The following is a 16608-nucleotide window of genomic DNA, read 5'->3' as shown; positions in this document are numbered from 1 at the left end:
CCATGCGAGCATCGGCGAGGTTTCGCTTGATGACTGGAATTGCGTGCAACGATCAGGAAAAGTCCCAGGTGGGGGTCGAGTTGCATTCAATGGCTCGTGCGCTGTTTCCCATATGCCGATCCATTACGGGCAACGGTGTTCGAGAAACCTTGAGGCTTCTTGGCGACGGCCTGCCTATGGAAGTGCACGAAGTGCCCACTGGCACAACGGTGTTCGACTGGACGGTGCCCCGCGAATGGAACATCCGCGAGGCATGGCTCGAGGGCCCTGACGGAAACCGGGTGGTCGATTTCGCGAATTCCAACTTGCATGTGGTGAATTACAGCACGCCGATCGATGCTGAAATGACTCTTGAGGCGCTTCAACCGCATTTGCACAGCCTTCCGGACCGGCCGGAAGCCATCCCCTACAAGACGTCCTACTACAGCGATCATTGGGGCTTTTGCCTGCCGCACCGACAACGCGAGGCGCTGCTGCCGGGAACCTACAGGGCGCATATCGATGCAACGCTCGAATACGGCCATCTCAGTTACGGCGAAATCTTCCTACCGGGAACGGACGAGCGAGAAGTCCTTCTATCGACCCACATATGCCACCCTTCGCTCGCGAATGACAACCTGTCCGGCATGGTCCTGTTGCGCAAGCTTGCTCAATATTTGCAGGGATTAGAACACCGCTATAGCTATCGCCTGCTTTTCGTCCCGGGCACAATCGGCGCGATCACATGGCTTGCCCAAAACGAACACGTCTGGCCGCGCGTACGCCATGCGTTGGTGCTTGCCGGATTGGGAGACAAGGGGCCGTTCAGCTACAAGGCTTCCCGGCAGGGTGACGCGGAGATTGACCTGGCCATTCTCCGAGTGCTGCGCGATGGCAAGCACGAACACAAGCGGTTGGATTATTCGCCTGACGGCTATGATGAGCGTCAGTACAATTCGCTGGGAGTCGGGATCGCCGCGGGTCGGCTTTCACGAACGCCCTATGGCACATATCCCGAGTACCATACGTCCGGAGACAATCTGGATTTCATTTCGGAAAATTCGCTGGCAACTTCTTTCGAGGTGCTGATCGATGTGATCACGCAACTTGAATCGGCAACCTACTATCGCAGCTGCAACCCACACTGCGAGCCGCAACTGGGCCGCCGCGGCCTTTACGCTGCCATTGGGGGACATCTTTCTCCTGATCAACAGCTTGATGCCATGCGCTGGCTATTGGGCTTCAGCGATGGCCAACATTCATTGGCCGACATTTCCGAGCGATCGGGATTGCCACTGGACCTACTGGCAGCAACCGCAAAGCTATTGCAACAGCACGAATTGCTCGAACCAGAGGGCGATGCAGTGTCGTCATCATTTGCGCGCGCTTCAGATGTTTCTTTGAAGGGGGAGGGACCATGAAAGTCGTCTTGTTCTGCGGAGGATTGGGCCTGCGCCTGAGGGACTATTCGCAAACCATCCCGAAGCCCATGGTGCCCATCGGCACTCGCCCCCTATTGTGGCACGTAATGAAGTACTACGCTCACTACGGCCACAAGGATTTCATTCTTTGCCTCGGCCATCGCGGTGAAGCGATCAAGGAATATTTCCTGAACTATCAGGAGGCCTTGTCGAACGATTTCGTGATGACGCGGGGTGGATCGGATATCGAGCTGGCAAGCAAGGATATCGACGACTGGAGCATAACCTTCGCTGACACCGGCCTGGAATCGAACATTGGCGAGCGTCTCGTAGCAGTGAGAAAGTATCTCGACGGCGAGGAACGCTTTCTGGCCAACTACAGTGACGGGCTGTCCGACCTCCCCCTTCCCGAGTACCTGGAGTTTGCCGCGCGGCAAGACAAGACCGCATGCTTCGTCTCGACGAGACCGACGTCAAGTTTCCACGTGGTCAAGTCGAATGCCGAAGGAACCGTTACCGAAATCGCGCCTGTGGCGGAATCAACGCGCATAAACAGCGGGTATTTCGTCCTCAAACAGGAAATTTTCGATGCCATGGAGGACGGCGACGAGCTTGTGATAGAGCCGTTTAGTCGCCTGATCGAACAGAACCAGCTCTGCACTTACAATTACGACGGTTTTTGGGTCTGTGCAGATACCTTCAAGGACAAGATGCAGTTGGACGAAATGGTGCGTCAGAACCACACACCCTGGATGGTCTGGAAGGACTGAGGAAAGCAGTGCTCGGCACCAAACTGGACCTGCAAGACGGATTGCGCGTGCTCTGCATCGGCGCTCATGCAGACGACATCGAGATCGGCTGTGGCGGGGCGATGCTGCGCCTGCTGAATACATACGAGCGGGTTGAAGTAATTTGGCTGGTCTGTGCAGCAGGCGGCCAGCGCACGGAAGAAGCCAAAAAGTCGGCACAAAGCTTTCTGGCCGGGACCGTGAAAAGCAAGATAATCGTACACGAATTTCCTGACGGTTTCCTGCCATGGAATGGTGAGGCCCTGAAACGGGAGTTCAGGAACTTGGCTGGTCAGTTTGCCCCTGACCTGATCTTTACGCATACGCGCGACGATCACCATCAGGATCATCGCCTGGTCAATGAGCTTACCTGGCAAACCTGGCGCGACCAGCTGGTGCTCGAATACGAAATCCCGAAATACGACGGGGACCTGGGCCGGCCCAACACTTACATCCAACTGGACCTCCCCGCCCTCGACCGGAAGATCGAATTGCTGATGGAGCACTATGGCAGCCAGCGAAACAAGGACTGGTTTGAAGAAGATACCTTCCGGTCTCTTGCCAGGCTTCGCGGGATGGAGTGCCGCTCACCATCGGGTTATGCAGAAGCGTTTCACGTAAGGAAAGTCGTCGTCACCTGACGGCTACGGATCATGCCTTGGTGCATGAGGACGCGTCAGGATGATGTCAGCCTGATGCCAATTAATCCATTCGGCCGAGTTTGGATGCCAATAAGCGACGTTGGCGGCCAACCTCCTCCAAGAATATCCGCCTTCCGCGACTGGCGTACTGCGCGGTAACGCCTTATCGCGGCCCACGTTCTGCACCAGTCGCAAACACCGCCGGACGCGCAAAGGGAGAAGACCGGATGAGCCAGACACCAGCAGATGCAAGGCAGCGTGCTTCGTCGGGTTCGCCCTATGAAGACCTGTTCGGCTTCTCGCGGGCAGTGCGCGAAGGCAATCGCATCCTCGTTGCCGGAACCGGGCCGATCGAGGAGGACGGGACGACAACCCACGGCGGGGCGAGCGAGCAGGCGGCGCGGTGCTGCGAATTGATCGTTCGTGCGATCGAGCACCTCGGCGGCAGCGCCGAAGACGTGGTTCGCACCCGCATGTTCCTCACCGATATCGACCAGCAGGACGCGATCGGCGCAGTCCACGCGCGCTATTTCGCAGCGGCTCGACCGGCCGCAACCATGGTCGGCGTGGCGGCGCTTTGCAGGCCGGAATGGATGGTGGAAATCGAAGCCGAAGCCGTTATTGGAACCACATGACCAACCAATTCGAGCTCTCCGAAGACCAGCTCGCCATCCAGGAGATGGCGCAGCGGTTTACTGCGGACAACATCACACCTTTCGCTGCCGAGTGGGACGAGAAGCACCACTTCCCGCGCGACGTCATCAAACAGACCGCCGAGCTCGGCTTCGGCGCGATCTACGTGTCCGAGGAATCGGGCGGGATCGGGCTTGGCCGGCTCGAGGCCGCGCTGATCATGGAAGCGATGGCCTATGGCTGCCCGGCGACGAGCGCCTTCGTCTCGATCCACAACATGGCCGCATGGATGATCGACACCTTTGGCGGCGCTGAGGTGAAGGCGAAGTACCTGCCCGACCTCGTCACCATGGAAAAGATCGCGAGCTATTGCCTGACAGAACCCGGCTCGGGGTCCGACGCGGCCGCGCTCAAGACCACAGCGCGCCTCGATGGCGACCACTATGTGCTCAACGGGACGAAGCAGTTCATCTCGGGCGGAGGGGTGAACGACGTCTATGTCACCATGGTACGCACCAGCGAGCACAAGTCGAAGGGCATTACTTGCCTCGTGATCGACAAGGATACGCCCGGCGTGTCCTTCGGCGCGCCGGAGAAGAAGCTGGGCTGGAACGCCAGCCCCACCGCGCAGGTGATCTTCGAGGATGCGCGCGTGCCGGTAGCCAACCGCGTCGGCGCCGAAGGCGAAGGTTTCCGCTTCGCCATGGCGGGCCTCGATGGCGGGCGGATCAACATCGGCGCCTGTTCGCTCGGCGGGGCGCAGCGCTGCCTCGACGAAGCGATCAAATATACCAAGGAACGCCAGCAATTCGGCACGCCGATCGCCGATTTCCAGAACACTCAGTTCATGCTGGCGGACATGGCGACCGAGCTCGAGGCGGCGCGGGCGCTGCTGTACATGGCCGCATGCAAGGTCACTGCCAACGCGCCCGACAAGTCGCGCTTCTCCGCCATGGCCAAGCGGCTGGCGAGCGACAGCGGATCGAATGTCGCCAACAATGCGCTGCAGCTGTTCGGCGGCTACGGCTATCTCAGGGATTACCCGATTGAACGCTTCTGGCGCGATTTGCGCGTGCATTCGATCCTCGAAGGCACCAACCAGGTTATGCGCATGATCGTGGGAAGGGACTTGCTGCGGCAATGACGATGGATTCGGGAACCGAACAGATGATTATCCGCCGCGACGGTGCGGCGGGTTTTCTTACACTCAACAGGCCCAAGGCGCTCCATGCACTGACCCAGCCGATGGATCACGCCATGACCGAGGCGCTGCTGGCGTGGAAGGACGATCCGGCAGTCGAAGCCGTGATCATCGACCATTCGGAAGGTCGCGGCTTTTGCGCCGGGGGTGACATTGCCTTCCTGCGCAATTCGGCGCTTAACGATGGCGGTGTGTCCGGCCGGCGGTTCTTCTATGAGGAATACCAGCTCAACCACCTGCTGATGACCTATCCCAAGCCGGTGATCGCCTTCATGGACGGGATCACCATGGGCGGCGGGGTGGGCATCAGCCAACCCGCCAAATTCCGTGTTGCGACCGAGAACACTCGATTTGCCATGCCCGAAACGGGGATCGGCCTGTTCCCCGATGTTGGCGGCGGCTGGCACCTCTCGCGCCTGCAGGGGCGGATTGGGCAATTCCTCGCGCTAACCGGAGCGCGCCTCGATGGCGCCGAATGCCTCTGGGCGGGGCTTGCGACGCACTATCTGCCGCACGATGCGCTGGCCGAGGCGAAGGAACGCATAGTCCACGGACATGAGCCGGGCGGTGTGCTGTCGGCGCTGTCGGTGCATCCGCCCGAAGCGCGGATCGAAGGCAATGCGGCGGCGATCCGCAAGCATTTCGCTTCGGACCGCTATGAGGACATCCTTGCCAGCCTTGAGGCCGACAACAGCGAATGGGCCGCGAAGGAGCTCGCTACGCTTTCGACCAAGAGCCCGCAAACCTGCAAGGTGGCGCTGCGCCAGCTGGCCGAAAGCGCGAAGCTCACCGATTTTGCCGACAATATGCGGATGGAATACCGCATCGCCAGCCGCGTGCTGACCCGGCCCGATTTTGCCGAGGGCGTGCGCGCGGTGATCGTCGACAAGACCAATGACCCCAAATGGGATCCGGCGACGCCCGAGGGCGTGAGCGATGAACTGATCGACCAGATCTTCGCCCCGCTCCCCGCCGATGAGGAATGGAAACCGCTATGAACTTTGGAACCATCACCGTCGAAACCGATGCACAGGGCACCAAGGGCGTGACGCTGATCACGCTCAACCGGCCGCAGGCATTGAACGCGCTCAATTCGCAAGTGCTTGCCGAACTGATCGAAGCCTTCGCGGCCTACCAGGCTGACGGCAGCCAGCTGTGCGCCGTGCTGACCGGATCGGGCGACAAGGCCTTCGCCGCAGGCGCCGACATCAAGGAAATGTCCGACAAGCGTGCTGCGGATTTCTACTTGGACGATTTCTTTGCGCCCTGGACCAGCGAAATCGTGAAGAAGACCCGCAAGCCGTGGATCGCCGCAGTCAACGGCTTCGCACTCGGCGGCGGGTGCGAGCTCGCCATGATGGCGGACTTCATCATCGCTTCGGACAAGGCGAAGTTCGGCCAGCCCGAAATCAAGCTGGGTGTCGCACCGGGCATGGGCGGATCGCAGCGCCTCACGCGCGCGATCGGCAAGTCCAAGTCGATGGAAATGTGCCTGACGGGCCGGATGATGGGCGCCGAAGAGGCAGAGCGCGCCAACCTCGTCGCGCGCGTGGTGCCGCATGACGAACTGATCGCGGAGACGCTCAAGACCGCCGCCACCATCGCTTCGATGCCGCCGATGGCCGCGATCGCGAACAAGGAAATGGTCAACGAAGCTTTCGAAACCAGCCTCGACCAGGGGCTGATCGTCGAGCGGCGGATCTTCCAGATCCTCACCGCGAGCGAAGACAAGCAGGAAGGCATGGCGGCTTTCATCGAGAAGCGCGAAGGAAACTGGAAAGGGCGCTGATATGAAGCCGTTCTACCTTTTGCTGATGGTCTTTTGGGGTATCCTCGCCTTCTATACCGGCTATGTCGCCTCGGATTACGGCTTGAACCTGTTCCCCTATTTCTTCGGCGACATGGCGGAATGGACCTGGCCGGGGCAGTTCAATCTCGACTTCATGATGATGCTGTTCCTGTCCGCCAGCTGGACCGCATGGCGCAACGGCTTCTCAGTCCCCGGCCTGATCCTGGCGCTGATCGCATTTCTCGGCGGGGCCGGCTTCCTGCTGCCCTATCTCACCTACCTCGCCTGGAAGCATGAGGGCGACACCGCCGCCATCTTGCTCGGCGCCAACCACAAGGATCGCCAGTAATGAAAATCGCATTCATCGGCCTCGGCAATATGGGCGGCGGGATGGCCGCGAACCTCGTGAAAGCGGGCCATGAAGTTCACGCGTTCGACTTGAGCGAAGCGGCGGTCGCTGCGGCGCGCGAGCATGGCTGCGCAATTTTCGCCAGCGCGGCGGAAGCCTGCGACGGCGCGGACGCGGTCGTCACCATGCTGCCCAACGGGGCGATCGTGAAGGCGGTCTATACCAATGACGTGATCGGCAATGCGCCCGCAGGCGCGGTGCTGCTCGACTGTTCGACGATCGATGTCGCCACCGCGCGCGAAGTCATTTCGCTGGCGGAAGCCGCAGGATACGACATGGTCGATGCGCCGGTTTCAGGCGGGATCGCCGCCGCCAATGCCGGTACGCTGACCTTCATGGTCGGCGGGCCCGACAGCGCCTTCAAGCGAGCCGAACCGATACTCCAGGCGATGGGCAAGGCGGTGATCCATGCCGGTGCTGCGGGCAATGGCCAGGCCGCCAAGATCTGCAACAACATGCTGCTTGGCATCCACATGATCGGCACATGCGAGGCCTTTGCCATGGCGCAGAAGCTGGGGCTCGACCCGCAGACCTTCTATGACATTTCGTCCGTCAGCTCGGGCCAGAACTGGTCGATGACTTCATACTGCCCCGTACCCGGCGTCGGGCCGACCACGCCCGCCGACAACAATTACCAGGGTGGTTTTGCCACGGCGCTGATGCTGAAGGACCTCAAGCTGGCGATGGAAGCTGCTGCGAGTTCGGGTGCGTCCACCCCGCTCGGCAAACACGCGCAAGAGCTTTACGAAGCTTTCTCCGCCGAGAATGGCGGTCTCGACTTCTCTGCGATCATCAAGACGCTCTGATCTCGTCCAGTATCGCCGCGAGCCAGTCGCGCGGGGCCTGCCGCCGCCCGATATCGGCGACGAATTCCTGCCCGCGCGCCACGCTCCTGAGCTTTCCGCCCCGCTGCCAGCGATCGGCGCGGTCGTGATAGGTCAACCCGCCGCGCTGCAGCCAGCCGGGCCGTTGCCACAAGGTCACCGGGCCGCCGGGGACGGTCAGCCGCAAATTGTCCGAAGCGCGCGCTGCAACCCGACCCGGCCCGCGATAGATCACGTCATTCTTGTGATGCATCCCAAGCGCATGCGGATGGCCCAGCTCGACCAGCTCGCGCGGCGCACCTCCGGACAGGGGAATCATTTGCTCCACTTCGAGATAGGCGAATATCCGGTGGTGCGGTTCACCACCCTCAACGTCACGGAACAGGCCGAAGAACAGGAACACATCGCCCTCGCACACCCCCTGCCGTTCAAGATGGGTCTGCGCCGCGCCGCATTGCCCGAACAGGCAGCTATGTTCCCCAAGGAACATCGGATCGTGATGGCACAGATCGTGCGCACCCAGCCTGCCCCGGCTCGCCCGGGCCGCATGCACGCCCAACCCCAGCTCGCCATAGCTGGTGCGAGAGGCAGCGCCTGCGGGGATAGGCAGGCTCAGCGGGCGTTCATCGACGATCGGCGATGGCCCGCCGCCGGCCGCGCTGTCGAAACCCTTGCGGCTGAAGATAATGCGCATGGCCTTGCACTGCCCGCAGCGAGGTCGCATGACAAGGCTTGCGCAAAATGCACCAAGGGCTAGGGATCGCGCCGTAATGAAAGTCACTGCCCTGATCATGGCCGGGAAGCGTTCCGGCATCCACGATCCGCTCGCCCAGCGTGCGGGGGTTTCGCAGAAATGCGTCGTGCCGGTGGGCGGCATTCCCATGATCGAACATGTGGTGAAGGCCGTGGCGGCCTGCGACCTTGTGGGCGCGATCCACATCGTCGCGCACGACCAGGACGAAATCGCCCGGTTGCAGAGCGTTGCGCCGCTGCTTGCGAGCGGGCGCCTGCACTTTCGCGAAGGCAAGTTCAACATCGTCGACAGCGTGTTCTCGGGTGCCGAAGGCGCGACCTTTCCGCTGCTGATCACCACCGCCGACAATTGCCTGGTGACGCCCGAAGGCTATGCTGAATTCATCGACAAGGCACTGGCGGCTGAGGCTGGAGCGGCAGCAGCGCTGGCCCGCAAGGAGCAGATCCACGCGGTCGATCCCGAAGGGCAGAAGCGCTTTTACGAGTTCAAGGACGGCGCCTTTTCCAACTGCAACATGTTCTGGATGGGCAGCGAGGAGGCCTTGAAGGCGGCAGAAATCATGCGAAGCGGCGGGCAGTTCGTGAAATTCCCCAAGCGCATCGCGCAGGCATTCGGCGTGATCAATCTGATCCGCTTCTATTTCGGCTGGGGCAGCAAGGAGAAGCTGTTCGAACAGGTTTCCCGTCGGTTCGGCTTCAAGCTGGTGCCGATCGAAATGTCGAACGGCGAATTCGCGATCGACGTGGACAATGAGCGGACCTTTGCAGTGACCGAGCGCCTGCTGGCCAAGCGCGAGGCAGCCGCAGGCTGAGCCCCGCCGTCGTGCCATGAAACGCCTGCTCCAGAACATCGGCTGGCTGCTCGGGGGGCGCGGCTTCAACGCCGTGATGAGCCTGCTGTACCTGGCGCTCGCCACGCGCACGCTGGGGCTTGAAGGTTTCGGCTATTTCGCGCTGATCGTGGCGCTGGGGCAGGCAGTTACCGGCCTCGCCAATTTCCAGACCTGGCAATTCGTGGTGCGCTGGGGCGCGAATGGCGATGGCCCGGCAGATGCCACTGGCTTCGCCATCGCGCTCGACATGCTGTCGGTGATCATGGGGACGATCGCGGCTGCGGTGCTGGTCTCGACCGCACCGCTTTGGCTTCCCTTGCCCGAAGACCTGCTGTGGCTGGCCTTCGGCTATTGCCTTATATCGGTGCTGTCGATCCGCAGCACCCCCACCGGCCTGCTGCGCCTGCATTTCAAATATGGCACGTCGACCGCCGCCGAAGCGGTGCAGCCCGCGATCCGCGCCGCAGGTGCCGTGCTCGCCTGGCTGTTCATGCCAACAGTAGCTGGCTTCATCATGGCCTGGGCCGCAGCCGAAGTTTCAGTGGCGCTGGCACTGTGGTTCGTTGCGGGGAGAACCGAGCGGATCGACCTGTCGCGCATCAGCCTGCGCCGCATCCCGCGCGCGCATCCCGACGCATGGCGCTTCGTGTGGTCGACCAATCTTTCGGGCAGCCTCAATGTCGCGGGCAAGCAGGTCATGATCCTGATGGTCGGCTCGCTGGGGGGCGAAGCTTTGGCAGGCGGCTTCCGAGTAGCGAGCCAGCTGGGCCAGGCGCTGGTGCAGTTGGCGCAGACCGTGTCCAAGGCGATCTATCCCGAACTCGTCCATGCGCGCGACGAAGCCCTGGCGATGGCGCGGCGCATGGCCAATATCGCGCTGATCGGCGGCGTCATGGCTGTGCTCGTGGCGCTGTTCGCAGGCCGCTGGGGGCTGAATTTCGTGGCCGGGCCCGAATTCGAAGGCTTCTATTGGGCAATGGTGATCCTGGCCATTGCAGGTGCCGTCGAACTGGTTGGCGCAAGCCTTGAATCACTGCTTGTCTCCGCCGGCAAGGCGCATACCGCCTTCATCGTGCGGGCCGTGCCGACCATCCTCGCGCTGGTCCTGCTCGACGCTGCAATCGATTGGAACGGAGCCAAGGGCGCCGCCTTCGCAGTGCTGGGTTCAAGCTCGCTGGCCGTGATCGGCTTCTATGTCGCGATGCTCAATTTGCAGCAGATCCGGATCATGGTCGAACCGATCGATCCGCAGCAACCCAAGGAAGACCAGCCGGCGCCCGTGCCGCAGCGCGACTGACGCCGGCCGTCAAGCTCAGCCTTCCGCGTCGTCGCTCCACGCCAGCTTGGGCTTGCGCGCGGCCAGCGTTTCGTCGAGGCGGCGCCGCGGCGCGTAATAGGGTGCCTGCTTCATGCGCACGTCACCCGCCTTGGCACGCTCGGCCACGCTGCGGAACGCACCGATAAACTGGTCGAGCGAGGCTTTGCTTTCGGTCTCGGTCGGTTCGACCAGCATCGCGCCGTGCACCACCAGCGGGAAATACATCGTCATCGGATGGTAGCCTTCGTCGATCAGCGACTTGGCGAGATCGAGCGTCGACAGCTCCCCGCCGAAACCCGCGTCCGAGAACAGCGCCTCATGCATGCAGGGGCCGCTCGTGCCGAACGGCGCGTCAAGCAGATCCTCAAGGCTGCGCAGGATGTAGTTGGCGTTGAGCACTGCGTCTTCCGCAACCTGCTTGAGCCCGTCGGCTCCGTGGCTGAGGATATAGGTCAAAGCCCGGGTGAACATGCCCATCTGCCCGTGGAACGCCGCCATCCGGCCGAATGCCTGAGTGTGGCCAAACTTCTCCGCGCCATCCTCTTCCACCAGATGCACCACCCCATCGGCGGTGCGCGCGGTGAAGGGCAGCGGACCGAACGGGCTGAGCGCTTCGGACAGCACGACCGGGCCCGAGCCCGGCCCGCCCCCGCCATGCGGGGTCGAGAAGGTCTTGTGGAGGTTGATGTGCATGGCATCGACGCCAAGGTCGCCGGGGCGAACCTTGCCGACGATGGCGTTGAAGTTTGCCCCGTCGCAATAGACGAAGCCGCCCGCGGCATGGACCGCGTCCGAGATTTCCTTCATCTCGCGTTCGAACAGCCCGCAAGTGTTGGGATTGGTGATCATCACCGCCGCCACGTCTGGACCGAGCCGCGCCTTAAGCGCTTCGAGATCGACGCGCCCGTCCGCAGTCGCGGGAATGTCCTCGACGCGGTAGCCGGCAAAGGCTGCAGTGGCAGGATTGGTGCCGTGTGCGCTCTCGGGCACGAGGATCACTTCGCGCGCATCGCCGCGCGCTTCGAGCGCAGCGCGGATGCACAGGATCCCGCACAACTCGCCATGCGCGCCCGCCTTGGGGCTCATCGCCACGCCGTGCATGCCGGTGAGCCTGATCAGCCATTCGGCCAGCTCGTTGATCACTTCATAGGCGCCGCGCACCGTTTCCTGCGGTTGCAGCGGATGGACATCGGCGAAGCCGGGCATACGCGCGACCTTTTCATTGAGGCGCGGGTTGTGCTTCATCGTGCAGCTGCCGAGCGGGAACAGGCCCAGGTCGATCGCATAGTTCTGGCGGCTGAGGCGCGTGTAATGGCGCACCGTTTCGGGTTCGGTCAGGCCAAGAAGGCCGATCGGTTCCGCGCGATCGAGCCCGCCGAGGCGGTTGGGCGCGCCCGCCGCCGGTTCGGGCAGGTCGACGCCGGTCACATCCGCACGGCCGATTTCGAACAGCAGCGGCTCCTCGAGCATCAGCGCGCGGTTGCCGGTTGCGGTGACAGGGCCGCTGTGAAGCCCGTCTTCCGATGCCGCGGTCATTTCGGGCTTCCAGCCCGATGCGTTGGGCGCGCTCATGCCAGCACCTCCTCGAGTGCAGAGGCAAGCGCCTCGATATCCCCTTCAGTGGTGGTTTCAGTCACGGCCACCAGCAGGCCTTCGGCGAGGCGATCGACACCCGGATAGAGCCGCCCCAGCGACACGCCGCCGAGCACGCCCTTCTCCACCAGCCTATGGACTGCGGCGCGCGCGTCCTGCCCGATCATCAGAGTGAATTCGTTGAAGAAGCTCTGGTTGAGCACGCGCACTCCGGGCACTTGCGCCAGCCGCTCGGCCGCGAGGCAGGCCAGCCGGTGGTTCTCCGCCGAGAGTTGTCGCAAGCCCTTCTCGCCAAGCAGGGTCATGTGGACATTGAAAGCCAGCGCGCACAGCCCGGCATTGGTGCAGATATTGCTCGTCGCCTTCTCGCGGCGAATATGCTGCTCGCGGGTCGAAAGCGTCAGCACGAAGCCGCGCTTGCCCTCGGCATCCACCGTCTCGCCACAGAGCCGCCCCGGCATCTGTCGCACATGCTTGGGATCGCGCACCGCGAACAGGCCGAGATAGGGCCCGCCGAACTGCAGCCCCACGCCGATCGACTGGCCTTCGCCCACCACGATATCCGCGCCCAACTCGCCGGGCGACTTGATCGCGCCCAGCGCCACCGGCTCGGTATTGACCACCACCAATAGCGCGCCCTTGGCGTGTGCCGCTTCGGCGATCTCGGAAAGATCGGCGATGCGGCCCAGTATGTCGGGATATTGCACCACCACGCAGCTGGTGTTCTCGTCGATCCGCGCGATCAGGCCGTCATTGTCGGGCGTGGGCTGGATCGCAGGCTCGGCATCGGCAATTTCGTCGCCGGTGAATTTCGCCATGGTCCGGACCACTTCGGCGTAGTGCGGGTGCAGCGCGCCGGAAAGCACCGCCTTCTTGCGCCGGGTGATGCGCGCCGCCATCGCCACCGCTTCCCAGCACGCGGTCGAACCGTCGTAAAGCGAAGCATTGGCGACCGCGCAGCCATAGAGCCGCGCGACCTGCGTCTGGAACTCGAACAGCATCTGCAGCGTGCCCTGCGCGATTTCGGGCTGGTAGGGCGTGTAGGAAGTGAGGAATTCGCCGCGCTGGATGATGTGGTCGACGCTCGCCGGGATATGGTGGCGATAGGCCCCTGCCCCGATGAAGAAAGGCGCATCTCCCGCCGCCAAATTCTTGTTCGACAGCGCCCGCATGTGCCGTTCGACCGCCATCTCGCTCATATGCATGGGCAGGCCGGCAATCGGACCGTCGAGGCGAGCCTCGGCAGGCACATCGACGAACAGCTCGTCGATCGATGAGACGCCGATCCGGCCAAGCATCTCGCCGCGGTCGGTATCGGTCAGGGGCAGGTAGCGCATCGGTTCGAATTCCCTGTTGGACTTAGAGGCCGTCGACGAAGGCCTTGTAGCCCGCCTCGTCCATCAGGCCTTCCAGCTCGCTGGCGTCGCCCACGGTCATCTTGAAGAACCAGCCGCCCTCTTCGGGGTCGGTGTTGACCAGCGCCGGGTCTTCCTCGAGATCCGAATTGGCTTCGGTCACCTTGCCGCTGATCGGCGCATAGACGTCGCTCGCCGCCTTGACGCTCTCGACCACCGCGGCATCGCCGCCCTTGTCGAGGTTCGTCCCGATTGCGGGCAGTTCGACGAAAACGATGTCGCCCAGCTGGCCTTGCGCATAATCGGTGATGCCGACTGTGGCGGTCACGCCGTCGACATCGATCCATTCGTGTTCATCGGTGAAGTAACGCGGCATTGCTTCAACTCCCTCGGTAGTAGCGGTGCGGGACAAAGGGCATCGGCGTGACGGTGGCAGCAAGGCGCTTGCCACGCACTTCGATTTCTAGCGCCGTGCCTTGGGCGGCATGCGCGCTGTCGACATAGGCCATGGCGATCGGGCGGCCGAGCGTGGGCGAGAAGCCCCCGCTGGTGACCGTACCGGCCTTGTCGTTCCCGGCGAAGACTTCGGCGCCTTCGCGCGCGGGAAGCCGGCCGTCGAGCGCAAGGCCGACCCAGCGTCGAGCCGTGCCTTCGGCGATCTCGCCGATGATACGCTCGGCACCCGGAAACCCGCCTTCCTGTCGCCGACGCTTGTTGATGCCGAACAGCAGGCCCGCTTCGATCGGGCTGGTCTCGGGCGAAAGGTCATGCCCGTAGAGGGGCAGGCCCGCCTCGAGTCGCAGGCTGTCGCGCGCGCCAAGGCCGATCGGCTTCACTTCGGGTTCGCCGGACAGCAGCTCGGCGATTTCGACCGCCGCCTTGGCCGGAAGCGAAATCTCGAAACCGTCCTCGCCGGTGTAGCCTGCGCGGGCGATGGTTACCTCGTGCCCGGCAATCGTGAAGCGGCCGAACTTCATGAAGGTGAGCGCCGCAAGCGGGTGCTCGCCCTTTGCATGCCGCGCCAGGGCATCCACCGCCTTCGGGCCTTGCAGCGCCAGCAGCGCCTGTTCGTCGAGGTGGTTGAGGGTGACTTCGTCAGGCAGGTACTCGCGCAAATGGCCGATATCGTCCCACTTGGTCGCGCCATTGACGACGAGATAGAGCTGGTCCGGCCAGCGCGAGACCATCAGATCGTCGAGCACGCCGCCATTCTCGTCGAGCAGCAGCGAGTAACGCTGCATGCCGGTCTTGAGGGTCGAAAGGTCGATCGGCAGCACGGCTTCGACTGCAGCGTCGAGATCGGGGCCGGACAGCAGCAGCTGGCCCATATGCGTGACGTCGAAAAGCCCGGCGGAATTACGCGTCCATTCGTGCTCGGCGACGATGCCCTCATACTGGATCGGCATTTCATAGCCGGCGAATGGCACCATGCGCGCGCCGCGCGCGCGATGCCAGGCGTCGAGCGGCAAAAGCTCCAGCGGCAGTTCTTCGATGGTTTCTTCGTCGCTCAAATCAATGTCCCCGCACAGAAGGCGCAAAGCTTCGCTGTGAAGCCTCGTTCCGTACCCCCTCTGTCGGGTGACCTGAGAGCTTAGCCGAACGCCCCGGCGGGCCGCGCAGCCTTCCCCTTCGGTGGTTCCCACAGGCCCGCAAGGGAACCGGCACGAACGCTTTCCAGAGTGTCGATGGCCCGCGCGGTCCGGTGGCCTGAGAGTTTCCGGGGCGGTTGCTCCTTCGGCGCCGGGAGCATGTTGCCATGCCCCGCGGACTCTCCCGCGCGCGCCTGCCGCAGAATCGCTTCCCCGGCCGACCGTTTCGCCCTGCGCGATTCAGACTCCTGCGTCAATCAAGCAATGGTGCGATGCAGCGCTTTCTCAACGATTGGCTGCCAGCAGGGCCTGCGCGCGCGCCATCAGCTCGATTTCGCGCGGATCGAAGCCGCCTTCATCCTCGGTGCTGGGGCGTGGCGGGACAGCAGTGGTGAAATAGGCCACGCCCTGCCTGCCCTCCATGGTGAACCACAGGCCTGCACGCAGGCCATAGGCTTCCCCCGCATGGCCAAGCCGCGCCTGCCCGTCACCGAAAAGCGTGTCCTTGCAGGTGCTGTCACTTTCATCGATCACCTGCATGTGGAAGCCGTAGCGGCAGAAGAAATCCTGCCCCGGGCTTTGCTCCGCAAACAGGGCTTCCCCGGCGGGAAGCATCATCTCGTTCGGGAACACTTGCGATCGCTCGCGCATCAGTTCCTGCCCGATCCTGGCGAGGTCCATCATCCCGATCCGCACCCCGCCCTGCGGCGAGAGGATCGAGGCATTGGTACCGGGAACGTAATCGTCGAGGCTGCATTCGACGCCCTCTGCCACCGGGATCGCGCAATTGGGCGGCAGGTCTGCGGCGTCATCGCGCGCCACTTCGCCGGTGTCGCGATAGAGCACCACTGCGCGCTGCACCCGCTCCGGGCTACATCCTACCCAATTGAGGCAGGCCTCGATCCCCAGCGGAGCGAAAACGGTGCGCTCGACCAGACGGTCGTAACGCTCGCCCGTCGCCGCTTCGAGCACCGTCGCCACCACCGGCGAGCCGAGATTGGCATATTCGAACGGAGCTTCGCCCGGCGGCGCATCGGCAAACCAGGCGTCGGGATCGGAAACCCTCTCCCGCAAGCTCTCGCCCAGCGGGATGATGTAATCGACCCGGTCGCGCAGGCCCGAGCGGTGGCTCAGCAATTGCGCAAGCGTGACCTTGGCGTCGGGGAAATGCGGCGAACGCAGTTTCCAGCCGAGATAGTCCGAAACGTCGGCATCGAGGCTGACCTTGCCGTCGTTGACCAGTCGCAGGGTCGCAAGCGCCATGATCAGCTTGGAAATGCTGGCAATGCGAACCGGGTCGTTGGCTTCGACCTGTCGGCCGCTCGCGCGGTCAGCCACGCCCTCGACGATCAGCGGACGGATAGTCTCGCTGTCGAACGCGACCACGACAGTCGCGGGAACGGGTGGATCGTCTGCGCTGGCCATTGCCGGCATGCATACCAATAAAGCGGCGAGAGCGATGCGGATCATGTTGCAGTTGTT

The 16608-nt window shown here is 63.0% G+C and carries 17 protein-coding genes and 1 riboswitch; of the genes, 11 read left to right on the top strand and 6 right to left on the bottom strand.

Annotated elements, in window-relative coordinates; translation table 11 throughout:
- Positions 1-29: 29 nt before the first annotated feature.
- The 9 genes from ACUJ47_RS11470 to mmsB all read left to right on the top strand — a co-directional run bounded on the left by ACUJ47_RS11470 (position 30) and on the right by mmsB (position 7667).
- A complete protein-coding gene (locus ACUJ47_RS11470; protein ID WP_445538526.1) occupies positions 30-1400 on the top strand; it encodes a DUF4910 domain-containing protein in 1371 nt (456 codons plus the stop codon).
- Positions 1397-2170 carry a sugar phosphate nucleotidyltransferase gene (locus ACUJ47_RS11465; protein ID WP_445538525.1) on the top strand — a complete coding sequence of 258 codons (774 nt, stop codon included), beginning with the start codon at positions 1397-1399 and terminating at the stop codon, positions 2168-2170. Before ACUJ47_RS11470 ends, ACUJ47_RS11465 begins: the two co-directional genes overlap by 4 nt.
- 8 nt (positions 2171-2178) lie before the next feature.
- Positions 2179-2829, top strand: a complete 651-nt coding sequence (locus ACUJ47_RS11460; protein ID WP_445538524.1) for a PIG-L deacetylase family protein — start codon at positions 2179-2181, stop codon at positions 2827-2829.
- A gap of 227 nt (positions 2830-3056) precedes the next feature.
- Positions 3057-3464, top strand: coding sequence for a RidA family protein (locus ACUJ47_RS11455; protein WP_445538523.1), 408 nt, complete (start codon positions 3057-3059; stop codon positions 3462-3464).
- Positions 3461-4606: an acyl-CoA dehydrogenase family protein gene (locus ACUJ47_RS11450; protein ID WP_445538522.1), complete on the top strand. Its 1146-nt coding sequence runs from the start codon at positions 3461-3463 to the stop codon at positions 4604-4606. The genes ACUJ47_RS11455 and ACUJ47_RS11450 overlap by 4 nt, the downstream gene beginning before the upstream one ends.
- A gap of 2 nt (positions 4607-4608) precedes the next feature.
- Positions 4609-5661: an enoyl-CoA hydratase/isomerase family protein gene (locus ACUJ47_RS11445; RefSeq protein ID WP_445538893.1), complete on the top strand. Its 1053-nt coding sequence runs from the start codon at positions 4609-4611 to the stop codon at positions 5659-5661.
- Complete coding sequence (locus ACUJ47_RS11440) at positions 5658-6452, top strand: enoyl-CoA hydratase-related protein (protein WP_445538521.1); 795 nt, start codon at positions 5658-5660, stop codon at positions 6450-6452. The genes ACUJ47_RS11445 and ACUJ47_RS11440 overlap by 4 nt, the downstream gene beginning before the upstream one ends.
- 1 nt (position 6453) lies before the next feature.
- Entirely contained in the window at positions 6454-6801 is a 348-nt protein-coding gene (locus tag ACUJ47_RS11435) for a hypothetical protein (protein ID WP_445538520.1), read from the top strand.
- The gene (gene mmsB, locus ACUJ47_RS11430) at positions 6801-7667 is read left to right on the top strand and encodes a 3-hydroxyisobutyrate dehydrogenase (RefSeq protein ID WP_445538519.1); all 867 of its coding nucleotides are present in this window, start codon (positions 6801-6803) and stop codon (positions 7665-7667) included. Before ACUJ47_RS11435 ends, mmsB begins: the two co-directional genes overlap by 1 nt.
- Here the strand turns inward: mmsB and ACUJ47_RS11425 are convergent.
- Positions 7654-8379, bottom strand: a complete 726-nt coding sequence (locus ACUJ47_RS11425; RefSeq protein WP_445538518.1) for an Nmad3 family putative nucleotide modification protein — start codon at positions 8377-8379, stop codon at positions 7654-7656. The two genes, mmsB and ACUJ47_RS11425, sit on opposite strands and share 14 nt — an antisense overlap.
- Positions 8380-8455: 76 nt before the next feature.
- Here ACUJ47_RS11425 and ACUJ47_RS11420 point away from each other — a divergent pair, with 76 nt between their 5' ends.
- Entirely contained in the window at positions 8456-9250 is a 795-nt protein-coding gene (locus ACUJ47_RS11420) for an NTP transferase domain-containing protein (protein ID WP_445538517.1), read from the top strand.
- Positions 9251-9266: 16 nt separating this feature from the next.
- Positions 9267-10568, top strand: coding sequence for a lipopolysaccharide biosynthesis protein (locus tag ACUJ47_RS11415; protein ID WP_445538516.1), 1302 nt, complete (start codon positions 9267-9269; stop codon positions 10566-10568).
- 15 nt (positions 10569-10583) lie between these two features.
- Here the strand turns inward: ACUJ47_RS11415 and gcvPB are convergent, their stop codons facing one another.
- The 5 genes from gcvPB to ACUJ47_RS11390 all read right to left on the bottom strand — a co-directional run bounded on the left by gcvPB (position 10584) and on the right by ACUJ47_RS11390 (position 16596).
- Complete coding sequence (gene gcvPB / locus ACUJ47_RS11410; protein ID WP_445538515.1) at positions 10584-12161, bottom strand: aminomethyl-transferring glycine dehydrogenase subunit GcvPB; 1578 nt, start codon at positions 12159-12161, stop codon at positions 10584-10586.
- Positions 12158-13519 carry an aminomethyl-transferring glycine dehydrogenase subunit GcvPA gene (gcvPA, locus tag ACUJ47_RS11405; RefSeq protein WP_445538514.1) on the bottom strand — a complete coding sequence of 454 codons (1362 nt, stop codon included), beginning with the start codon at positions 13517-13519 and terminating at the stop codon, positions 12158-12160. The genes gcvPB and gcvPA overlap by 4 nt, the downstream gene beginning before the upstream one ends.
- Positions 13520-13541: 22 nt before the next feature.
- Positions 13542-13913: a glycine cleavage system protein GcvH gene (gene gcvH / locus ACUJ47_RS11400; protein WP_354144038.1), complete on the bottom strand. Its 372-nt coding sequence runs from the start codon at positions 13911-13913 to the stop codon at positions 13542-13544.
- A 4-nt stretch (positions 13914-13917) separates the two neighbouring features.
- Positions 13918-15054, bottom strand: a complete 1137-nt coding sequence (gene gcvT, locus ACUJ47_RS11395; RefSeq protein WP_445538892.1) for a glycine cleavage system aminomethyltransferase GcvT — start codon at positions 15052-15054, stop codon at positions 13918-13920.
- Between the two features lie 168 nt (positions 15055-15222).
- A riboswitch (glycine riboswitch) is annotated at positions 15223-15323 on the bottom strand.
- An 88-nt stretch (positions 15324-15411) separates the two neighbouring features.
- The gene (locus tag ACUJ47_RS11390; protein ID WP_445538513.1) at positions 15412-16596 is read right to left on the bottom strand and encodes a serine hydrolase domain-containing protein; all 1185 of its coding nucleotides are present in this window, start codon (positions 16594-16596) and stop codon (positions 15412-15414) included.
- Between the last annotated feature and the right edge of the window lie 12 nt (positions 16597-16608).

The organism is Altererythrobacter sp. Z27 (assembly GCF_052683155.1).
This window is presented reverse-complemented; position numbering and strand designations above follow the sequence as displayed.